Annotated in this window: 17 protein-coding genes and 2 pseudogenes; 9 read left to right on the forward strand and 10 right to left on the reverse strand. The window is 60.1% G+C overall.

Features of this window, described 5'->3' with window-relative positions; translation table 11 throughout:
- Positions 1–272: 272 nt before the first annotated feature.
- Positions 273–2,815: pseudogene (gene gyrA / locus ACOERD_RS03295) on the forward strand (DNA gyrase subunit A).
- 283 nt (positions 2,816–3,098) lie between these two features.
- Here the strand turns inward: gyrA and ACOERD_RS03300 are convergent.
- A complete protein-coding gene (locus tag ACOERD_RS03300) occupies positions 3,099–4,841 on the reverse strand; it encodes an IS1634 family transposase (protein ID WP_419737624.1) in 1,743 nt (580 codons plus the stop codon).
- Between ACOERD_RS03300 and ACOERD_RS03305 the strand changes: the two genes are divergently transcribed.
- Entirely contained in the window at positions 4,834–5,088 is a 255-nt protein-coding gene (locus tag ACOERD_RS03305) for a hypothetical protein (RefSeq protein ID WP_419738043.1), read from the forward strand. The genes ACOERD_RS03300 and ACOERD_RS03305 overlap by 8 nt on opposite strands.
- Positions 4,979–5,266: pseudogene (locus ACOERD_RS03310) on the forward strand (DNA gyrase C-terminal beta-propeller domain-containing protein); the annotation flags it as partial. The gene ACOERD_RS03305 and the pseudogene ACOERD_RS03310, both read left to right, overlap by 110 nt.
- Positions 5,267–5,295: 29 nt before the next feature.
- On the opposite strand, the gene ACOERD_RS03315 reads toward ACOERD_RS03310, so the two are convergent.
- The 4 genes from ACOERD_RS03315 to ACOERD_RS03330 all read right to left on the reverse strand — a co-directional run bounded on the left by ACOERD_RS03315 (position 5,296) and on the right by ACOERD_RS03330 (position 10,077).
- A complete protein-coding gene (locus tag ACOERD_RS03315) occupies positions 5,296–6,564 on the reverse strand; it encodes a DsbA family protein (RefSeq protein WP_419738044.1) in 1,269 nt (422 codons plus the stop codon).
- 87 nt (positions 6,565–6,651) lie between these two features.
- Entirely contained in the window at positions 6,652–8,121 is a 1,470-nt protein-coding gene (locus tag ACOERD_RS03320) for a carboxypeptidase M32 (protein ID WP_419738341.1), read from the reverse strand.
- A 4-nt stretch (positions 8,122–8,125) separates the two neighbouring features.
- Positions 8,126–9,271 (reverse strand): heme A synthase, encoded by a 1,146-nt coding sequence (gene ctaA / locus ACOERD_RS03325; RefSeq protein ID WP_419738045.1) that lies wholly within the window; start codon positions 9,269–9,271, stop codon positions 8,126–8,128.
- A gap of 62 nt (positions 9,272–9,333) precedes the next feature.
- Positions 9,334–10,077 (reverse strand): RNA methyltransferase, encoded by a 744-nt coding sequence (locus tag ACOERD_RS03330; protein ID WP_419738046.1) that lies wholly within the window; start codon positions 10,075–10,077, stop codon positions 9,334–9,336.
- Positions 10,078–10,224: 147 nt separating this feature from the next.
- On the opposite strand from ACOERD_RS03330, the gene ACOERD_RS03335 reads away from it, so the two are divergent.
- Together ACOERD_RS03335 and ACOERD_RS03340 are read left to right on the forward strand one after the other, a co-directional pair.
- On the forward strand, positions 10,225–11,406 hold the full coding sequence (locus tag ACOERD_RS03335; protein ID WP_419737631.1) for an ISNCY family transposase: 1,182 nt from the start codon (positions 10,225–10,227) through the stop codon (positions 11,404–11,406).
- A gap of 248 nt (positions 11,407–11,654) precedes the next feature.
- Positions 11,655–12,278, forward strand: a complete 624-nt coding sequence (locus ACOERD_RS03340) for a thiamine phosphate synthase (protein WP_419738047.1) — start codon at positions 11,655–11,657, stop codon at positions 12,276–12,278.
- Here ACOERD_RS03340 and ACOERD_RS03345 read toward each other — a convergent pair.
- Both ACOERD_RS03345 and ACOERD_RS03350 read right to left on the reverse strand, forming a co-directional pair.
- On the reverse strand, positions 12,271–13,113 hold the full coding sequence (locus tag ACOERD_RS03345) for a HupE/UreJ family protein (protein ID WP_419738048.1): 843 nt from the start codon (positions 13,111–13,113) through the stop codon (positions 12,271–12,273). The genes ACOERD_RS03340 and ACOERD_RS03345 overlap by 8 nt on opposite strands.
- Positions 13,114–13,210: 97 nt before the next feature.
- The gene (locus tag ACOERD_RS03350; protein WP_419738049.1) at positions 13,211–14,953 is read right to left on the reverse strand and encodes an IS1634 family transposase; all 1,743 of its coding nucleotides are present in this window, start codon (positions 14,951–14,953) and stop codon (positions 13,211–13,213) included.
- On the opposite strand from ACOERD_RS03350, the gene ACOERD_RS03355 reads away from it, so the two are divergent.
- Positions 14,946–15,155, forward strand: coding sequence for a hypothetical protein (locus ACOERD_RS03355; RefSeq protein ID WP_419738050.1), 210 nt, complete (start codon positions 14,946–14,948; stop codon positions 15,153–15,155). The genes ACOERD_RS03350 and ACOERD_RS03355 overlap by 8 nt on opposite strands.
- Here ACOERD_RS03355 and ACOERD_RS03360 read toward each other — a convergent pair.
- On the reverse strand, positions 15,067–15,663 hold the full coding sequence (locus tag ACOERD_RS03360) for a hypothetical protein (RefSeq protein WP_419738051.1): 597 nt from the start codon (positions 15,661–15,663) through the stop codon (positions 15,067–15,069). The two genes, ACOERD_RS03355 and ACOERD_RS03360, sit on opposite strands and share 89 nt — an antisense overlap.
- Positions 15,664–15,828: 165 nt before the next feature.
- Here ACOERD_RS03360 and ACOERD_RS03365 point away from each other — a divergent pair, with 165 nt between their 5' ends.
- The 3 genes from ACOERD_RS03365 (at position 15,829) to ACOERD_RS03375 (ending at position 18,372) form a co-directional block, all read left to right on the forward strand.
- Complete coding sequence (locus ACOERD_RS03365) at positions 15,829–16,722, forward strand: PfkB family carbohydrate kinase (protein ID WP_170466701.1); 894 nt, start codon at positions 15,829–15,831, stop codon at positions 16,720–16,722.
- Positions 16,719–17,630, forward strand: coding sequence for a pseudouridine-5'-phosphate glycosidase (locus ACOERD_RS03370; protein WP_419738052.1), 912 nt, complete (start codon positions 16,719–16,721; stop codon positions 17,628–17,630). The genes ACOERD_RS03365 and ACOERD_RS03370 overlap by 4 nt, the downstream gene beginning before the upstream one ends.
- Before the next feature lie 64 nt (positions 17,631–17,694).
- A complete protein-coding gene (locus ACOERD_RS03375; RefSeq protein ID WP_170373840.1) occupies positions 17,695–18,372 on the forward strand; it encodes a DUF502 domain-containing protein in 678 nt (225 codons plus the stop codon).
- Here the strand turns inward: ACOERD_RS03375 and ACOERD_RS03380 are convergent, their stop codons facing one another.
- Together ACOERD_RS03380 and ACOERD_RS03385 are read right to left on the reverse strand one after the other, a co-directional pair.
- Positions 18,373–19,398, reverse strand: a complete 1,026-nt coding sequence (locus ACOERD_RS03380) for a patatin-like phospholipase family protein (protein ID WP_419738053.1) — start codon at positions 19,396–19,398, stop codon at positions 18,373–18,375.
- Between the two features lie 64 nt (positions 19,399–19,462).
- The gene (locus ACOERD_RS03385) at positions 19,463–20,236 is read right to left on the reverse strand and encodes a 3-hydroxybutyrate dehydrogenase (protein WP_419738054.1); all 774 of its coding nucleotides are present in this window, start codon (positions 20,234–20,236) and stop codon (positions 19,463–19,465) included.
- Positions 20,237–20,256: the final 20 nt, after the last annotated feature.

Genomic DNA, 20,256 nt, shown 5'->3' on the forward strand with positions numbered 1-20,256 from the left:
TTGCACCTTATGTGCTGGGTCTGATAGAGTAGAACCACAAAATATAGAGTCTGCACAAGAAACGAGCAGTTTACGTGAGCGATACGCCAGAAACACCTGAAAACATGGATAAAACCCCGCCCGAGCGCCCTGTCTATGACGGCCCGACGGTCTCCATCGAATCCGAGATGCGCACGTCCTATCTGGACTATGCCATGTCGGTCATCGTTTCCCGCGCGATCCCCGATCTGCGCGATGGCCTGAAACCCGTGCATCGGCGGATTTTGTACGCCATGCACGAGACCGGTAACACGCATGACAAGGCCTATCGCAAATCGGCCCGTCCGGTCGGCGATGTGATGGGTAAATACCACCCGCATGGCGATAGCGCGATCTATGATGCGCTGGTGCGGATGGCGCAGGATTTCTCGATGTCGCTGCCGTTGCTGGACGGTCAGGGCAACTTTGGTTTCGATCGGACGGCGATAACCCAGCGGCCATGCGTTACACCGAAGTTCGGATGGACAAACCTGCCGCAGCCCTGCTGGCCGATATCGAAAAAGAAACGGTTGATTTTCAGGACAACTACGACGGCAAAGATAAAGAGCCGACCGTCCTGCCCGCCCGCTTCCCGAACATGCTGGTCAATGGTGCCGGTGGTATCGCCGTTGGTATGGCCACGAATATCCCGCCGCACAATCTGGGCGAAGTGGTCGACGCCACGCTGGCTCTGATCGACGATCCGGATCTGACCTCCGAACAACTGATAGAATACGTCCCCGGCCCCGATTTCCCAACCGGCGGCGTCATGTTGGGCCGCTCCGGTGCGCGCAAAGCTTATCTGGAAGGCCGCGGCAGCGTCATCATCCGCGCTAAGACCCGAGTCGAGGAACTGCGCAAGGATCGCTACGCCATTGTCGTGGATGAGATCCCCTATCAGGTGAACAAAGCTTCGATGATCGAAAAGATCGCCGAAGCGGTGCGCGAAAAGCGCATCGAAGGCGTAGCGCATGTGCAGGACGAATCCGACCGCAACGGCGTGCGTGTCGTGGTTGAGCTGAAGCGCGACGCAACGCCCGAAGTGGTGCTGAACCAGCTTTATCGTTTCTCGCCAATGCAGACGTCGTTTGGCTGCAACATGCTGGCCCTGAATGGTGGTCGGCCCGAGCAACTGACCCTGCGCCGGTTCCTAACATCCTTCATCGACTTCCGCGAGGATATTGTAGCCCGCCGAACCGCATACGATCTGCGTAAAGCGCGCGAGCGTAGCCATATCTTGTGTGGTTTGGCTGTGGCCGTCTCGAACGTGGACGAAGTGGTTGCCACCATCCGTTCGTCGGCAGACGCGGCTGAGGCACGCGAGAAACTGATGACCCGCCGTTGGCCTGCGGCCGAGATCGAAGGCTATCTGCGCCTGATCGACGACCCGCTGTCCAAGATGAACGATGATGGCACCTATAACCTGACCGAGGTTCAGGCCCGTGCGATCCTCGAGTTGCGCCTGCAGCGCCTGACCCAACTGGGCGTCAAAGAGGTCACGGACGAGCTGGAGCAACTGGCTGCCAAGATCAAGGAATACCTCGATATTCTGTCCTCGCGCGAACGCATCATGTCGATCATCGGCGATGAGCTGCGCGAAGTGCGCGAACAGTTCGCCGTGCCTCGTCGCACCGAGATCGTCGACTGGTCCGGCGACATGGAAGACGAGGACCTGATCGAGCGGGAAGACATGGTCGTGACCGTCACCTCGGGCGGCTATATCAAACGTACTCCGCTGGCCGATTTCCGGGCGCAAAAGCGTGGTGGCAAGGGCCTGTCGGGGATGCAGACCAAGGAAGAGGACGTGGTCACCACCCTCTTCGTGGCCAACACCCATACGCAGCTGCTGTTCTTCACGACCGACGGGATGGTCTACAAGCTGAAGACTTGGCGCCTGCCGCAATCGGGGCGTACCGGCAAGGGCAAGGCGATCGTCAACATCCTGCCGATCCCGACCGGAGTCTCCATCGCGGCGATCATGCCGGTCGACGTCCCTGACGAGGAATGGGAAAACCTTCAGGTCGTCTTCGCCACAAGCGCGGGCACCGTACGGCGTAACCGCCTGTCGGACTTCACCAATGTGAAGCGCAACGGCAAGATCGCCATGAAGTTCGAGGATGAGCACGCCGAAACGAAACTGATAAACGCGCGCATCTGCTCGGAAGAGGATGATGTGATGCTGGTCACCAAATCCGGCCGCGCAATCCGCTTCCCGACGACGGACGTGCGGGTGTTTAACAGCCGCTCTTCGGTCGGTGTGCGCGGTGTGCGCCTCTCCGGCAATGATGAAGTGGTTTCGATGTCCGTCATCCGCCATTTCGATGCCACCTCGGATGAGCGGGCCGCCTATCTCAAGATGCGCCGTCTGATGGCGGGCGTCACCGATGAGGCCGAGGGCGATGAGGAAGAAGGCAATGCCGACAGCGTCTTGCCTCAGGAACGTTATGCCGAGATGTCGGCCGCGGAGAACCTGATCCTGACCATTACAGCGGGCGGTGCAGGCAAGCTGAGTTCCAGCCACGACTACCCCGTCCGCGGACGTGGCGGCATGGGCGTTGCCGCAATGGACAAAGCAATGCGCGGCGGAGAGCTTGTGGCTTCCTTCCCGGTCGAGATTGATGACCAGATCATGCTGGCCACCTCCAAAGGTCAGTCGATCCGAGTGCCGGTCGATGGCATTTCCTTCCGGTCCCGCAGCGCCGGTGGCGTGCGGGTATTCAACACCGGCAAAGGAGAAGAGGTCGTCAGCGTCGCCTGGATCGCCGATCAGGGCGATGAGGACGAGGCCGAAGAATAGTCTTTCGGCCATGGAACATGAAACAGGCGCTATCCGAACCCGGGCAGCGCCTGTTTTGATTCAGTGCCCAATAGATCAGCCACAGCCCAGAGCCGATCCTGACCCCAAATGCTCTGACCGTCGACGTGGAAGCTGGGAACACCCCAAAGGCCAACGTCTTGCAGCCTGTTTCCTGACTTCCGACATTTTTTCGTATAAGTCATTGATATTATTATGCCTTGGTTGCCAAAAGGCACTACACGGACTTTTTTCGCCAGCGATTGTTTCGGAGTGTTGAGGGAGCTCAGGCTTTGGTCTGGCCAGTTTTTCGGGTGCGCCCGGGGGGTATCTTGAAAGGGGCTTCGTTCCAGGTCAGGCCGACGCAGGTGAGGATGCGTCTGGCATCGACCGTGGCATGGCTTGGCATGCCGTAGCGGTCAGGGGTGCCTTTGTGGCGCAGGATCGAGAGCTGCAATGCGTTCAACTCGTTGCGGATACGAGCCGGGCTCATCGGGTGTCCGAGCAGGTCCAGATGCTTGCGCAGGTGCTGCAGGCAGCAGAAGGCCATGTAGCAGATGGCGATATGGGCCCGGACCCGACGCGGCGACCAGTGATAGATGGGCCGGATTTTCAGATCGTGCTTGTTGGTGCGGAAGCAGGCTTCGATCTCCCACAACTGGTGATAGCGGGCAATGACGTCCTGTGCCTCCAGTTCGTCCGCACCATGAACAACAATGGCATGCAGCCCGTCCCATTGTGCCGCTGCCTTGATCTTTGCATCATCCAGCGTGACGTCCCCGCTGTCGGGGAAGGCCAGGAAGCGGCCATATCCCCGGCTGCTGAAGCTGCCGGGTTTGCGAGAGCGCTTGAGCTTCTTGTGCAGCTTTTCGATTGCCTTGTCGCGCTTGTGGGCATCATTGCGTGCCCGGGTGGGTGACCAGGTCACAATGACCCGCGCTCCCTCCTGGTCGATCACCTTGTACCAGCCCTTCTCGGTTGCCTCTTCAGAACCGTGTCCAGCCCAAGGCTGGCGTCCCTCCGGGCTCAAAATGTTCGCCTTCACGGCGGCCGGGGCGGACTTCATGCGATAGCCGAGGATGTAGGGCAGACCCTTGTTCTGCAACATCTGCTGGTTGTCCTTGCTGAGCATGGCGGCATCGGCCACGAACGTGACCCTGGCCACGTCGAAGCGTCCCTCCAACGCCTTCAGCGCAGCTTCCAGCGTATGACCTTCCCAGGTGTTTCCCGGGAAGAGTTCATAGCCCACAGGCAGCCCATCGGAGGTGACGATCAGCGCCAGCATGACCTGAGCGCGGTGATGCTTGCCATCCTTGCTGAAGCCCTTGGCCAGAAGATGATCCTGCTCGACCCCGTCCGCATCCTCGGCCGGGTCCTCGCGCTCGGTGTCAAAGGCCAGGGTCGTGCAATCGTAGAACAGCACGGTCACTGGCCCGCCCAGCAACTTCTCTGCCGCCGCGTGAGAGGTTTTGCAAATCCCGTCTATCACCGGCGTATTGATGTAATCCATGCTCCGATAGACCACGTCCAGATTGAGCGTGATGCCTGCCTGGTTCTCCAACGCCTCCACGGTCGCGCGCTTGCTCTCGGGCTGTGCGATCCGCGCCATAACCAGCTCTTTCACAATGCGATTGGCACTTTTACGCGCCGCCCCCAGAAGGGCCCCCCAACCCAGTTGGTCATACATCGTCCCCATGACATCCCGCAGACCCAGAGAGACCCGCGCCTCCTCACGGCACTCGGCAAGATCAACGCCAAGCTTGTCCGGCCGCGGAGCGCGGCGCACCAGCGCCTGCAGATCGGCATATTCCGTGGGCGTGAACAGTTCCATTTGCGGCGAGCGATCAATGCGTAATTGCTCCATCAAGCGGCCCGCCAGACGCTTGATATCCTCAATCTCGCTGTCGTTATGGGCCACACCCACATGGCGCAGGATCTTCTGGCGTACCTTGGAGCCGGTGCGGACGGATTCAACGATCTGGATCCGTGTGCGGTTGAGCTTTGCGTCATGTTTGGTGCGGATGAACATGGGCGAAGAGGTTAGCCATCTGAAGGCCCATGTCAATACTTTTTATAATAATGGGGCACTACAACGCGCCTCTGAGCAACCACACCTGAAAACAAACCAAAAACCCAGTCAGATCAACAAAAAGGTCGGAAGTCAGGAGTTCCAGCCACGACTACCCCGTCCGCGGACGTGGCGGCATGGGCGTTGCCGCAATGGACAAAGCAATGCGCGGCGGAGAGCTTGTGGCTTCCTTCCCGGTCGAGATTGATGACCAGATCATGCTGGCCACCTCCAAAGGTCAGTCGATCCGAGTGCCGGTCGATGGCATTTCCTTCCGGTCCCGCAGCGCCGGTGGCGTGCGGGTATTCAACACCGGCAAAGGAGAAGAGGTCGTCAGCGTCGCCTGGATCGCCGATCAGGGCGATGAGGACGAGGCCGAAGAATAGTCTTTCGGCCATGGAACATGAAACAGGCGCTATCCGAACCCGGGCAGCGCCTGTTTTGATTCAGTGCCCAATAGATCAGCCACAGCCCAGAGCCGATCCTGACCCCAAATGCTCTGACCGTCGACGTGGAAGCTGGGAACACCCCAAAGGCCAACGTCTTGCAGCCTGTTTTGGTTCTGCTCAACCCGCCGACGCCAAGTCTGTGATTTCAGCTGATCGCGCGCCGTGGGCCAATTCAAACCGGCGGCTTTGACGATTTGAGAGAGGCCCTTGTCGCTGGCTGCGTCTACGCCTACCGACCAGACTGAGCGCATGAAGGTAGAGCAAAACGCTCCCATCCGACCTTCGGATTCAGCGTAGTCGAACAAGGCATAGCCGCGCTCGATCCCGCTCCCCAAAGGGTCGCAGATGCGGCCAAACGGGATACCCAGTCGCCGCGCCTCGCGCATGCAATCTTGCAGGATGTATCGGGATTTCGCCTTAGGCACCGGCAAGCCGCGCATCAGCATCGGCAACACCGGACGCAGGATCAGTTCGGCATTGCATTGATCCGCCAAGTGCTGAACCCGGTCGAAAGCCAGATAGGAATACGGGCTGCGGAAGGAGAAAAAGAACTCCAGAGTTTTCGGGGTAGCGTCTTGGCTGTCGAATGCCAATTCTGGGGGCGGCACTAGAAGGGGGCCGGTGCCCAGGCCAGCGCTCTGAAACCTGTCTTCAAGATAGTGCAGCCGGTCCACGCCCCAGTACCATTCGCCGCCATAGTAAAACGTGCCGCCGAGGTAGTGCCCCATGGCCCGCAACTTCAGGTCTCCGGCGCTTGTAGCAGCGGCGGGATCACTCTGTTTCCCCGCAGGTAAATCCCGCCCAGCCCATTGGGCGGCGCTGATGGTTTTAAGGTGTTGCGCGAAATCCGGCTCTCCGAGCTGTGCGGCCAGACGAGCATTGACCTCTGGCGTCACACCATCCGCCTTCGGCGCGTCCAAACCCAGCTTTTGCGCCAAGCGCGTCGCGTCTTTGATGGCGTTCTCACGATGCGCTTTCGGATCAGGAACCGCCTCTGCTGGCGGGCCTGAGATCAAATGCGGGCGCAGCGCAATGTCATAGCGCGCCTCAAATGCCGGCAAAACCTGCGCGGTCAGTGCGCAATACGGGTCTGACGCATCGTGAAAATAGTGAACTTCGTGTCGCGCACCACGCGCCCTACGACCAAGTTCGTGCAGGCCTCGACGCGCGTTTTGCAGACCTCGGCTGGTGATGATCTCGGCCAGCCGGGGTTTTACCAATGATGTAAAGGGCACAGTCGTCTCCGCCGGGGTCAGATGCCCTACCCTAGCCACTCCCACGCGGAATACCACGCGGGCACACGGCAACGTGAGTGGTCCGGGTTACAGCCCGTAGAGCGCGCCGAATTTCTGCTCCAGATAACTCAGCAGCGGGTCCGGCCCCGGTTCAACACCACTTGCACGCGCGATGACCTCACGCGGGGCGTAGAGCCCGCCATATTGCTGCACATTCTCGCGCAGCCACGTGGTCGCGCCCGAGGTATCACCTTCGGCCAATTGGCCATCCAACCCCGGTACAGCGCTGCGCAACGCTTGGTAGAGGCACCCGGCATAGACGTTGCCCAGCGAATAAGTCGGGAAATAGCCGAACAGCCCCACGGACCAATGCACATCCTGCAAACACCCGTTCGAGGGCTTGTCGACCGCATAGCCAAAATCTGCCTTGAAGCGGTCATTCCACGCGGCTTCGAGGTCCGAGACCTGCAGGTCTCCGGCCATCAATGCGCGCTCCAGATCAAAGCGCAGCATGATGTGCAGGTTGTATTGCACCTCATCCGCCTCGGTCCGGATATAGCCGTTCTGGACGTGGTTCACAGTCGCGTAGAAGGCGTCGGCATCCGCGATCCCGAAATCTCCGAACGCGTCGCGCATCTGGGTGAAGAGCCATCCGGTGAAGGCGCGCGAGCGGCCAAGCTGGTTTTCATAAATCCGGCTTTGGCTTTCATGCACACCCATCGACACGCCCTGACCCAGAGGCGTCAGCGCGTAGTCGGGGTTGATACCTTGTTCATAGGCGGCGTGCCCGACCTCATGAATGGTTGAGTAGAAGCAGTTGAACGGGTCAGTCGCGCTGGTCCGGGTCGTGATCCGCACGTCCGAGCCACTGCCCGAGCTGAACGGATGCACCGCCTTGTCGACGCGGCCCCGGTTCAGGTCATAACCGAAGGCACGCGCCAGCTTTTGAGACAGGCGCATCTGTTCGGTTTCGTCGAACGAGCCGTCCAGCGCCTTTGGGGAGGGTCGATCCAGAACCGCCGCCCGCAGTGCCACCAAGCGGGGGCGCATCTGATCGAAGATCTCAGCAATCTGGGCTCCGGTCGTATAGGGCTCATAATCCTCGACCATGGCGTCATAGACGTCACCGCCCTGCGCCAGCGCGGCCCCTTCCTCGCGTTTCAGCGCGACGACCTCCTCCAGCACGGGCAGGAAGGCCGAGACATCCTCATCCGCGCGCGCCTGCGCCCATTTGCCTTGCGCGGCAGATGTGACCCGAGCAAGCGCCTTGGCCAGATCGGCGGGGACTTTGATGGTGCGTTCATAAGACCGGCGGATCTCACGCAACTGGGCCTTGCCCGAAGCATCACTCGCGTCGGCCTGGTCCAGCCACTCGGCCACGCGCGGGTCGGACTTGCGCGCGTGCAAAACGGCCTCGATCGCGGCCATTTCCTCGGCCCTTTGTGGGGCAGCTCCGCGTGGCATCATGGTTTCCTGATCCCAGCCGAGCCGGCCGGCAATCTGACCAAGGGCCGAGGTTTCACGTTGAAAGGCCATCAGGTCGTCAAAGGCGCTCATCGGGTCACGCTCCACGGATTGAGGTTGCAATGGGAAAGCCGCTCAGGAAGCGCGCGCGCAGGATCAGGGTCCAGACCACGACGGCCATGAACTGGTGGAAAATGGCGATCTGCCAAGGGGCTGCGTAAACGACGGTGACGATACCAACCACCACCTGCAGCGACAGGGCCGCAAAGGCTGCGTTGAAGGCGAAACGGGTCTGTGGATGGGCGCTGCCCTGCCCCCGACGCCAGACGATGATGGCGAAGATGAACAGCAGATAGCCCGCGCAACGGTGGATGAACTGCACCAGACCGGGGCTTTCGAAGAAGTTGCGCCACACCGGTTCCAGCATGGTGGCATCTGGCGGCAAAAGCTGCCCACCGATCAGGGGCCAATCAGTGTAAGACCGTCCAGCGTCGATCCCGGCGACCAGCGCACCGATGAGGATTTGCAAAAAGGTGAAATGCAGCAAACCGGTAGATAGCGAGAACAGTTTCGCCTCTTTCGCGCGGCGCGCCTGCATCAGATCACGCTCGTCCCGACCCAGCTCAAAGATATACCACGCAAGGAACCCAAGGATCACAAAGGCCAAACCGAGATGTGTCGCCAGACGATAGCTGGCAACGGCCGTCATCCCCTCGCCCTGCGTCACGCCCGAGGCAACCATCCACCAGCCGACCGCGCCCTGAATGCCACCCAAGGCGCCGGGGATCAGCAGTTTGCCGGTCCAACCCGTGGGGATTTTGCGCGCGATCAGGAAGCCAAAGAAGCCAATCGCCCAGACAAGACCGATCACGCGGCCCAGTTGGCGGTGGCCCCATTCCCACCAGTAGATGAATTTGAAATCACTCAGCTCCATCCACTGGTTCTGGATGCGCCACTGGTCGATTTCCTTGTATTTGTCGAATTCGGATTGCCAGTCTGCCTCGGTCATCGGCGGAATGGCCCCAGTGATCGGACGCCATTCGGTGATCGACAACCCACTATCGGTCAGGCGGGTCAGGCCCCCAACGGCGATCATAACAACGACCAGAGCGAACAGGATCATCAGCCACGCCCGGATCGCCTTGCGTGCCCCGCCCCGGCCCTTGTCGATCATACCGGGTTGAACGGCTTGTTGTTTTTCGGTGTCTGAGACTTCTTCGAAGATGCTGCGCTTGGCGCTCATGCTGTCCTCATATGTCCTGGATTTCGTCGCAAGCTAGGGCCAGTGAGGGGCAAGGTCCAGCCTTACCCTTTGTCTTTCCAACGGACCATCTGACGCATGACTCCGTGCATCATCTGCACATCCGCCCGCGTCATCCGCATCCGCGACCACAGGTTGCGCAGATTGGTCTTCATGCCCTCGGCCTTTTCCGGCGGGTAGAAGAAACCCGCCTCTTCCAGCCTGTCTTCATAGTGTTCGACCAGCTTCTCGACCTCGATGCCGGTCGCCCAGTCGCCCTTGCCCAGATCGGTGGCCTCATGCACCACATCACCGGTCTGACGCATCCACTCATAGGCTGTCAGCAGCACGCATTGTCCAAGGTTGAGCGAGGCATATTCCGGGTTCACAGGCACCGAGATGATGGCATTGGCCTTGGCGATATCTTCATTCTCAAGCCCCGCACGTTCGGGGCCAAACAGAACGGCGACCTTTTCACCTGCGGCGACCTTTGCAGCCGCGATATGCATGGCGCGTTCCGGGCTGTAGACCGGCTTGGTCAACCCGCGTTGCCGTGCGGTGGTCGCAAACACAAAGGTGGTGTCAGACAGCGACCCCGCCAGATCGTCAAACAATTGCGCCTCATCCAGAAGTCGACCGGCACCGCTGGACATCGCCACCGCCTTAGGGTTCGGCCACCCGTCCCGAGGAGCCACGATCCGCATCCGGTCCAGCCCGAAATTCCACATCGCCCGCGCGGCGGCACCGATGTTTTCGCCCATTTGCGGGCGCACGAGCACAAAGGAAGGCTGAGAGGTGTCACTAGGCATGGCTGTCTCCGTAAGTTCCGCCTGCTCTAATCACCCAGCCCCATCAGGGCAACCCGATCCTCTTCTTCTTGTCGCTAACACGCGATATGTCCGGTGTATGTAACATGCGATCTGTCCGGTTCTATTCTGTCTCTGAGAGGAGGCGTTATGAACCGAGCAGAAGTGTTACAGGAAGTTCGACTGATGAAGTTTGAAGATGTGTATTCGCGGCGAAGCGCGAACAAGCTGACGCAAGAACAGGCGGCTGAGATACTGGGTGTATCCGTGCGCACCGTCAGGCGTTGGGAGGATCGATTTGAGGCGGATGGTGCAGAAGGTCTGTACGACCGTCGGCTTGGCAAACTGGCCAACAATCGTGTTGCCACGGATAAGGTCATGGAGATGCTTGAACTGTTTGATACCAAGTACTGGGATTACACGCCGAAGCATTTCCACGAGAAGCTGGTGGCCCACCATGGTTTCACACAGAGCTACAACTGGGTGCGGCTTACACTGCAGCGCCACGGCCGGGTTCAGGCAGCACCCCGACGAGGTGCCCATCGGCGCAAGCGGCCCCGCCGTCCGATGGTTGGCATGATGTTGCATCAGGACGGCTCCAGCCATGAATGGGTTCCGGGTCAGTGGTGGGATCTGATCGTCACCATGGACGATGCCACCAACCGGGTTTATTCGGCATTCTTTGTCGAGGAAGAAGGGACGATGAGCAGTTTTCAGGGGCTGACAGAGGTGATCGAGGCGCAAGGTCTGTTTTGCTCGCTCTATGCCGATCGGGGCTCTCATTACTGGCATACGCCCGAAGCGGGCGGCAAAGTGGACAAGGACAATCTGACCCAGGTCGGGCGCGCCTTGCAGCAACTCGGCATTGAGCTGATCCCGGCCTATTCACCGCAGGCCCGTGGACGGTCTGAACGCATGTTTGGCACGTTCCAGAACCGATTGCCGCAGGAACTGCGGTCCCATGGGATCACAACCATTGAAGAGGCCAATCAGTTCCTGAAAGAGGTCTATCTTCCCGAACACAATGCCCTGTTTGCAAAGGAGCCGGAGGATACGACCTCGGCCTTCGTGCCGTTTACAGGCAATGTGCGCGACACCCTGTGTGTGCAGGAAGACCGCGTCGTCGGCAACGACAATACGGTGCGCTACAAGGGCCTGGTCATGCAGATCGCGGCAGACAGGCACCGTCATCATTTCGTCAAGGCGAAGGTCAGGGTCCACGAATACCCCGATGGTCAACTGGTCATCTTCCACGGCCCGAGATGCATTGGCCGCTACCAGCCTGACGGATCACCCATCACACAGGAGGATAGCAAACACAAAGTCGCGTGACCCGCTTCGACGTGGCGCGAACGCGGTGGCCCAAATCTACGGTCGCCTACGGCTCCCTCCGAATTGGGCCACCGCGCAATCAACTGAAGCGGACAATTGGCATGTTACCTACACCGGACAATTCAGAATGTTCTCGACACCCGATCCTCTTCTTCTGTTTCCAAATACCCGCTCGGCAGGCATAAAAGTTTGCTTCCCCCGCTCAATCCGCTAAACCGCGCCAAAGAATGAAAGCGAAGGACGCGCTAATGGACACCCCCGAGCAGCCGCAGATCTATCTGATCACACCGCCGACCATCACGCTCAGCACCTTCCCCGACCAGTTGGCGCGGGTTCTGGACGGGACCGAGATCGCCTGCATCCGGCTGGCCTTGGCCGGAAATGACGAGGACACGATTGCCCGCGCCGCAGATGCCTGCCGCGAGGTTGCCCATGCGCGCGACGTGGCCATCGTGATCTCCAACCACGTTCTGCTGGCGCAACGGCTGGGGTTGGACGGTGTGCATCTGGACGATGCGGCGCGCTCGGTTCGGGCTGCACGAAAGGAGCTTGGCGCAGATGCGATTGTCGGCAGTTTTTGTGGGTCCTCCAGCCATGACGGCATGATGGCTGGCGAAGCCGGCGTCGACTATGTCGCCTTCGGTCCGGTCGGAGCGTCTTCTCTGGGCGACGGCACTCTTGCCGAAAAGGATCTGTTCCAATGGTGGTCGGAAATGATCGAGGTCCCGGTCGTGGCGGAGGGCGGCCTGACCCCAGACTTGATCCGCAGCCTGTCCCCGCATACGGATTTCTTCGGCATCGGCGATGAAATCTGGTCGGCCGAGGACCCTTCGGCCGCTCTGAACGACCTGTTGTCCCAAATGGCTAGCTAAGTATCAGGGGCTCGGCCAACCAATAGACGGCAATTCCCGCAATCAGGATCGAGGCCAGAACCGATATCCGGCCTCGCATTCGCTCGGAAGCGCCGGAAATCAGCGCCGAGATCACAAAACTTACGGCAGCTATGGCGTAGAGCGCTACCAGTACTCCGCCCGCATAGCCGAATATCGCGGGCGGCAAATGATCCGGTGGCACCCCAATTCTCGCCAGCGAGGTGCTGAGCGCTATCCCACACAACAATCCGGCACCAAAAACAGCGAGCAAGCGGAAAACGGTCAGACGCCTGAGAACCAAATTCCACAGCGCCACAACGAGGGTTGCAGCCGCAAGCGCCTGAGAGGCCACCGCAGAGGGCAACGCAACCGCGCCATAGACCGAAAGCGCCAGACCGAAGATCAGTCCTAGGGACACAAACAACATCTGCGCCAACAGCGGACGCAGGCTGAGAGTCAAAAAGACCAGCGACAGCACAAGGGCGATCTCGTGGTAGCCATGCGGAAGGATGCGGGTCAGCCCCTTGGGCAGAAACACCTGCAGCACCTGTTGCGGGTCGAGCGCGGCACCGCCTTGCAACGGGATCAGAGGGCTGACCTCTCCGGCGACCAGATAGCCCGTGTAGGGTGCGTCGACACGCTGTTGTTTAACGACGGCAGGCCCGTGCCCCTCCGGCCATGTCAGGCGCAGACTGGACGCGCCTTCCGGCAGCGGCGCGGCCAGCAGCAGCTTTGACAGACGAGAAGTATTGGGATCACCGACGATGGGAATGCGCACGCCCTCATAGGACAGGCGGGTCGGGCCTGCGAGTTCGACCCTCCTGACTTCCGACATTTTTTCGTATAAGTCATTGATATTATTATGCCTTGGTTGCCAAAAGGCACTACACGGACTTTTTTCGCCAGCGATTGTTTCGGAGTGTTGAGGGAGCTCAGGCTTTGGTCTGGCCAGTTTTTCGGGTGCGCCCGGGGGGTATCTTGAAAGGGGCTTCGTTCCAGGTCAGGCCGACGCAGGTGAGGATGCGTCTGGCATCGACCGTGGCATGGCTTGGCATGCCGTAGCGGTCAGGGGTGCCTTTGTGGCGCAGGATCGAGAGCTGCAATGCGTTCAACTCGTTGCGGATACGAGCCGGGCTCATCGGGTGTCCGAGCAGGTCCAGATGCTTGCGCAGGTGCTGCAGGCAGCAGAAGGCCATGTAGCAGATGGCGATATGGGCCCGGACCCGACGCGGCGACCAGTGATAGATGGGCCGGATTTTCAGATCGTGCTTGTTGGTGCGGAAGCAGGCTTCGATCTCCCACAACTGGTGATAGCGGGCAATGACGTCCTGTGCCTCCAGTTCGTCCGCACCATGAACAACAATGGCATGCAGCCCGTCCCATTGTGCCGCTGCCTTGATCTTTGCATCATCCAGCGTGACGTCCCCGCTGTCGGGGAAGGCCAGGAAGCGGCCATATCCCCGGCTGCTGAAGCTGCCGGGTTTGCGAGAGCGCTTGAGCTTCTTGTGCAGCTTTTCGATTGCCTTGTCGCGCTTGTGGGCATCATTGCGTGCCCGGGTGGGTGACCAGGTCACAATGACCCGCGCTCCCTCCTGGTCGATCACCTTGTACCAGCCCTTCTCGGTTGCCTCTTCAGAACCGTGTCCAGCCCAAGGCTGGCGTCCCTCCGGGCTCAAAATGTTCGCCTTCACGGCGGCCGGGGCGGACTTCATGCGATAGCCGAGGATGTAGGGCAGACCCTTGTTCTGCAACATCTGCTGGTTGTCCTTGCTGAGCATGGCGGCATCGGCCACGAACGTGACCCTGGCCACGTCGAAGCGTCCCTCCAACGCCTTCAGCGCAGCTTCCAGCGTATGACCTTCCCAGGTGTTTCCCGGGAAGAGTTCATAGCCCACAGGCAGCCCATCGGAGGTGACGATCAGCGCCAGCATGACCTGAGCGCGGTGATGCTTGCCATCCTTGCTGAAGCCCTTGGCCAGAAGATGATCCTGCTCGACCCCGTCCGCATCCTCGGCCGGGTCCTCGCGCTCGGTGTCAAAGGCCAGGGTCGTGCAATCGTAGAACAGCACGGTCACTGGCCCGCCCAGCAACTTCTCTGCCGCCGCGTGAGAGGTTTTGCAAATCCCGTCTATCACCGGCGTATTGATGTAATCCATGCTCCGATAGACCACGTCCAGATTGAGCGTGATGCCTGCCTGGTTCTCCAACGCCTCCACGGTCGCGCGCTTGCTCTCGGGCTGTGCGATCCGCGCCATAACCAGCTCTTTCACAATGCGATTGGCACTTTTACGCGCCGCCCCCAGAAGGGCCCCCCAACCCAGTTGGTCATACATCGTCCCCATGACATCCCGCAGACCCAGAGAGACCCGCGCCTCCTCACGGCACTCGACAAGATCAACGCCAAGCTTGTCCGGCCGCGGAGCGCGGCGCACCAGCGCCTGCAGATCGGCATATTCCGTGGGCGTGAACAGTTCCATTTGCGGCGAGCGATCAATGCGTAATTGCTCCATCAAGCGGCCCGCCAGACGCTTGATATCCTCAATCTCGCTGTCGTTATGGGCCACACCCACATGGCGCAGGATCTTCTGGCGTACCTTGGAGCCGGTGCGGACGGATTCAACGATCTGGATCCGTGTGCGGTTGAGCTTTGCGTCATGTTTGGTGCGGATGAACATGGGCGAAGAGGTTAGCCATCTGAAGGCCCATGTCAATACTTTTTATAATAATGGGGCACTACAACGCGCCTCTGAGCAACCACACCTGAAAACAAACCAAAAACCCAGTCAGATCAACAAAAAGGTCGGAAGTCAGGAAACACCTGCAGCACCTGTTGCGGGTCGAGCGCGGCACCGCCTTGCAACGGGATCAGAGGGCTGACCTCTCCGGCGACCAGATAGCCCGTGTAGGGTGCGTCGACACGCTGTTGTTTAACGACGGCAGGCCCGTGCCCCTCCGGCCATGTCAGGCGCAGACTGGACGCGCCTTCCGGCAGCGGCGCGGCCAGCAGCAGCTTTGACAGACGAGAAGTATTGGGATCACCGACGATGGGAATGCGCACGCCCTCATAGGACAGGCGGGTCGGGCCTGCGAGTTCGACCCTCAGCGTCCCGGACCAGTCTTTGACAAACGACCGGACCTCAGGCTCCAGCTCTGAGGAGACCCGTCGGCGCAACTCTCTGTACCGCGCGTCATCGGCAAAATCCGGGCGGGTTTCGGGGTCGATCCCGGACAGGAACATCTCGGCATTCAGCGTGACCTCTAGGAACAGAGTGTCTTCCTTCGTCCAGAACTCGACAATCGTCGGAGTGGTCTGAGCCTTCGCGGACCACGTCGAAAGCACCAGAAAGACAGGCAAAATCAGGAGAAAACGGAAAATACCGTTCATCTGCGACGCTCATCAATAAAACCATCAATCATACAGGTCGAGTGTCCCGCCGAACGCATCGGATCGCAAGTCGAAACGACGGCGGGCGAGATCACAGAGGCCTTATCTCTGTTATCGCTGACGTTCTGGCTTGCACGGCCCTCAGCGCTGCGGCATGACAGCACCATGACTCAGAACAGTGAAATCCTGTGTATCGGCTCGGTCCTGTGGGACGTGATCGGACGCTCGGCCAGTGCCATGCGGCAAGGATCGGACGTGCCGGGGCGGATCACCCGCCTGCCCGGCGGCGTCGCCATGAACATCGCCATGACGCTGGTGCGGTTTGGCATGACCCCTACCCTACTGACCGCCATTGGCCGCGACCCGGAGGGTGACGAGCTGGTCCACGCTTGCGCCCGGCTCGGCATGGTCACCGACCATATCTACCGCTCGCAAGACCTGCCGACCGATCGCTACATGGCGGTCGAAGGGGCCAACGGTCTGATCGCGGCCATCGCTGACGCCCACTCGCTTGAGGCTTCGGGGGCGAAAATCCTGCGCCCGTTGATGCACGGGCCGCTGGGCTATGAGAACACGCCGTTTGAAGGACCCATAGCACTGGACGGCAACCTAACGCTGGACCTTTTGGAAGAAATCGCCCAAAGCCCCGCCTTCGCCAAGGCGGACCTACGGGTTGCACCCGCCTCACCCGGCAAAGCCGAGCGACTGCTGCCCTTCCTAAAACATGCCCGCGCGACGCTCTATGTGAACCTCGAGGAGGCTGGCCTGCTGTGTCAGCGCGAGTTCACCGATTCCGAATCCGCCGCCAAAGGCCTGCTGGACCGGGGAGCGCTGCGCGTCCTCGTCACCGATGGCGGCAATTCGGCCACCGTTGGCTCGGCCTCGGGCGTTCTGACCCAGACACCTCCGTCTGTGCTTGTAACTCGCGTGACCGGCGCGGGCGATACATTCATGGCCGCTCATATCGCTTCAGAATCAGACGGCGCCGATGCGCAAACGGCATTGACCCGCGCGCTCCACGCCGCTGCAACCTACGTTTCAGGAGAAACTCCGCTGTGATCCCTATCCACTACTCTGCCGAGGTCCGCGCCGCGAAAGACGCAGGCCACCCCATCGTGGCGCTTGAAAGCACCATCATTACTCACGGCATGCCCTACCCTCAAAACGTTGAGGTCGCCGCGCAGGTGGAACAGGACATCCGCGATGCAGGAGCTGTGCCAGCGACCATGGCTGTGATCGAAGGCGTGCTGCATGTGGGCCTTGAACCCGACCAGCTGCAGGCCTTGGGCCAGGCTCAGGGCGTCGCGAAAATCTCACGCGCGGACATGGCCGCCTGTATCTCGACCGGCGGGACCGGAGCCACAACAGTGGCCGCAACCATGATCGCCGCGCAATATGCGGGGATTGAGGTCTTTGCCACCGGCGGGATCGGAGGCGTCCATCAGGGGGCCGAGACCACGTTTGATATCTCAGCCGACCTGCATGAGCTGGGTCAAACCCCAGTGACGGTTGTGGCGGCGGGTGCCAAAGCGATCCTCGATCTAGCTAAAACGCTTGAGGTTCTTGAAACGCTGGGCGTTCCGGTCATCGCCTATGGTCAGGATGCCTTTCCCGCCTTCTGGTCCGCACAATCCCCATATGCCGCACCGCTGCGCATGGACAGTGCCGAGGCCATCGCAAAAGCTCATGCGACGCGCCGCGCGCTGGGCCTACCGGGCGGTCAGCTGGTCGCGAACCCGATCCCGGCCGCAGACCAGATCCCGGCCGAGGAGCTGGCCCCGATCATCGCCGCTGCCCAGGCGGATGCAGATGCTCATCGGATCACCGGCAAGGCCGTCACACCCTATCTGCTGCAACGGATTTTTGAAAAGACCGAGGGCCGCTCACTCACCGCGAACATCGCCTTGGTGCGCAACAACGCACAATTGGCGGCGAATATTGCTAAGGCACTGGTAAACGGCGCGTAAACCTGCCCTATTGCACCGGCGCATCGGACTGCTTAGGTAGTTTTGCAAACCACTCGGACCTGTAATGAACACACCGTTTGACGAAGAGCCCCATCGCCGCCCCGGCCTGTTCTCGCGCCTGCGCGGGTCTTTTCTGACGGGTATTGTTGTCATTGCGCCTGTCTGGCTGACAATCTGGCTGATCTGGTCCGTCGTGGGCTGGATCGACAGCGCCGTTCTGCCGCTGGTGCCACAGCAGTTCCGCCCCGAAGAATATGTGGGCATCAACCTGCGCGGCGTCGGGGTCATCATCTTCCTGGTGTTCACCATTCTGGTCGGCTGGGTCGCCAAAGGCATCTTGGGCCGGTCATTCATCTCATTCACCGAGAGCCTCGTCGATCGGATGCCGATTGTCCGTTCGATCTATTCCGGGATCAAACAGATCTCGGAGACGGTGTTCGCGCAGACCGAGCGCTCTTTCGAGAAAGCCTGCCTCGTGCAATATCCGCGGCGTGGCATCTGGGCCATCGGGTTCGTATCGACCACAGCAAGGGGTGAGGTTAGCAATCGCGCCGAAACCGGCGGCAACCTCCTGAGCATCTTCATACCGACAACGCCCAACCCGACCTCCGGCTTTTTGCTGTTCTTCCCTGAAGAGGATGTGATCCTGCTGGACATGTCGATTGAAGAGGCCGCAAAGCTCGTAATCTCGGCCGGCCTGGTCTATCCCAACGAAAAAGACCCGACGCAGCCCCCCGAGTAATCAGCCAAACATTGCGGGCAGATCGACGGTACTGTGCCGCCCAAGGTCATCCTTGTGACGTGCCAGAAACCCATCTGCCGCGTCGCGGCCCGCGTGCTTCAACTTGTGCAAGATCACCGGATTGGGCACCGTTTTGGTCGCCACAGACAAGCTGTTCATCAGCTCATTATCCGCAATCATGTGGACCAAAACGCGGCTCATCTCACCGGCTTTCAGCTTGCCTTCTTCCAGCAGCCGCTGAACAAAATTGATCGCCCGCAGCTCGCGGAACAGGGATGAGTTAAAGCTGATCTCATTGATCCGGTTCTGGATTTGCTGCGGCGTAACCGGCAACTCGTCCCGCTCCAAAGGGTTGATATTCACGATCACCACATCATCGGGCAGTTCACCCTCGAACAAAGGATACAGCGCCGGGTTGCCGGTATAGCCGCCATCCCAATAGGCCTCCGTCCTGTCGGTTTCGGGGTCGTAAATCTCAACCGCTTTGAACAGCGTAGGCAAGCAGGCCGAGGCCAAAATCGCATTTGTCGAGATCTCATCGCCCGTGAACACACGGATCTTGCCACTGCGCACGCAAGTGGCGCACACAAACAGACGTGGCCCCTGATCGGCGCAGACCTCATCAAAGTTGAACCGATCCACCACGGTTTCCAGTGGGTTCGAATAGAAGGGACCATAGGCATAGGGGGACACCATCCGGGACCACGCATCGCCAATGGAGTAAGGCAGCGAATACTCCATCGCCTGCGCAATGCTCGCAGGTTCAAGCCCCCTGAACCAGTTGGCAATACGCATATCGCCAAGAGCCCCCATGCGTTTCCACAACCCGTCCAGCCGCGCCCGCGCGCCCTCGCGCCCATTTGCAACCATGCCCGACTTGAACGCAGCCCCGTTCAATGCCCCGGCTGAGGTTCCGGTGATCGCCGCAACCTCAATATCCTCTTCATCGAGGAGGCGGTCGAGGACACCCCAAGTGAACGCCCCATGCGCCCCACCACCCTGCAAAGCCAGATTGATCCGTTTCATGGTTTCGCCTCTTCATCTGGCCAAAAATATCCCGGGGGTTTGGGGGCAGAGCCCCCGTGAAAGCTCACAAGGCCGTCCAGCCACCATCGACCGAGATCGTCGTGCCGGTGATCTGCGCCGCCGCATCCGAGCAGAGGAACTGAACCGTCCCGCCCAATTGCTCGACCGTGGCGAACTCCTTGGACGGTTGCCGCTCCAGCATGACGTTCTTGATCACGTCCTCACGACTCATGTTGTATTCCTTCATAGTGTCGGGGATCTGCGCTTCGACCAGAGGGGTCAGCACATAGCCCGGACAAACCGCATTGCAGGTGATCGGCTCTTGCGCGGTTTCCAATGCAACGGCTTTGGTCATGCCAACAACACCATGCTTGGCCGCCACATAGGCCGCTTTAAACGGAGAGGCCGTCAAACCATGGGCTGAGGCGATGTTCACGACGCGCCCCCACCCACGCGCGCGCATCAACGGCAAGGCGGCGGCGGTCGTGTGGAAGGCCGAGTTCATGTTGATCGCAATGATCGCGTCCCACTTGTCGATCGGGAACTGGTCAATCGGGGACACATGCTGAATACCCGCATTGTTCACCAGAATATCGCAGGAGCCCGCCTTCTCGATCAGGGCGCGACTTTCGTCGCCCTTGGACATATCGGCCTGAATGTAGCGCGCGCTCGTACCGGTCTCTTTCGAAATCTCCGCGGCCAACGCGTGATCTTCATCCCGATCTGTGAACGAGTTCAGAATCACATCCGCCCCAGCCTTCGCCAGCTCGCGCGCGATGCCCAGACCGATGCCCGAATTTGATCCCGTGATGATTGCCGTTTTTCCCGAAAGGCTCATGACTGCATTCCCTCTGAGTT

The organism is Ruegeria sp. (genome assembly GCF_965199275.1).
Taxonomy (GTDB): Bacteria; Pseudomonadota; Alphaproteobacteria; order Rhodobacterales; family Rhodobacteraceae; genus Ruegeria.

Excerpts from the sequence above, each read along its gene's own strand:
- ACOERD_RS03305 (WP_419738043.1), top strand. The coding sequence starts at position 4,834 with ATGAACATGGGCGAAGAGGTTAGCCATCTGAAGGCCCATGTCAATACT.
- ACOERD_RS03300 (WP_419737624.1), bottom strand. The coding sequence starts at position 4,841 with ATGTTCATCCGCACCAAACATGACGCAAAGCTCAACCGCACACGGATC.
- ACOERD_RS03320 (WP_419738341.1), bottom strand. The coding sequence starts at position 8,121 with ATGAGCGCCTTTGACGACCTGATGGCCTTTCAACGTGAAACCTCGGCC.
- ctaA (WP_419738045.1), bottom strand. The coding sequence starts at position 9,271 with ATGAGCGCCAAGCGCAGCATCTTCGAAGAAGTCTCAGACACCGAAAAA.
- ACOERD_RS03330 (WP_419738046.1), bottom strand. The coding sequence starts at position 10,077 with ATGCCTAGTGACACCTCTCAGCCTTCCTTTGTGCTCGTGCGCCCGCAA.
- ACOERD_RS03335 (WP_419737631.1), top strand. The coding sequence starts at position 10,225 with ATGAACCGAGCAGAAGTGTTACAGGAAGTTCGACTGATGAAGTTTGAA.
- ACOERD_RS03340 (WP_419738047.1), top strand. The coding sequence starts at position 11,655 with ATGGACACCCCCGAGCAGCCGCAGATCTATCTGATCACACCGCCGACC.
- ACOERD_RS03345 (WP_419738048.1), bottom strand. The coding sequence starts at position 13,113 with ATGTCGGAAGTCAGGAGGGTCGAACTCGCAGGCCCGACCCGCCTGTCC.
- ACOERD_RS03355 (WP_419738050.1), top strand. The coding sequence starts at position 14,946 with ATGAACATGGGCGAAGAGGTTAGCCATCTGAAGGCCCATGTCAATACT.
- ACOERD_RS03350 (WP_419738049.1), bottom strand. The coding sequence starts at position 14,953 with ATGTTCATCCGCACCAAACATGACGCAAAGCTCAACCGCACACGGATC.
- ACOERD_RS03360 (WP_419738051.1), bottom strand. The coding sequence starts at position 15,663 with ATGAACGGTATTTTCCGTTTTCTCCTGATTTTGCCTGTCTTTCTGGTG.
- ACOERD_RS03365 (WP_170466701.1), top strand. The coding sequence starts at position 15,829 with ATGACTCAGAACAGTGAAATCCTGTGTATCGGCTCGGTCCTGTGGGAC.
- ACOERD_RS03375 (WP_170373840.1), top strand. The coding sequence starts at position 17,695 with ATGAACACACCGTTTGACGAAGAGCCCCATCGCCGCCCCGGCCTGTTC.
- ACOERD_RS03380 (WP_419738053.1), bottom strand. The coding sequence starts at position 19,398 with ATGAAACGGATCAATCTGGCTTTGCAGGGTGGTGGGGCGCATGGGGCG.
- ACOERD_RS03385 (WP_419738054.1), bottom strand. The coding sequence starts at position 20,236 with ATGAGCCTTTCGGGAAAAACGGCAATCATCACGGGATCAAATTCGGGC.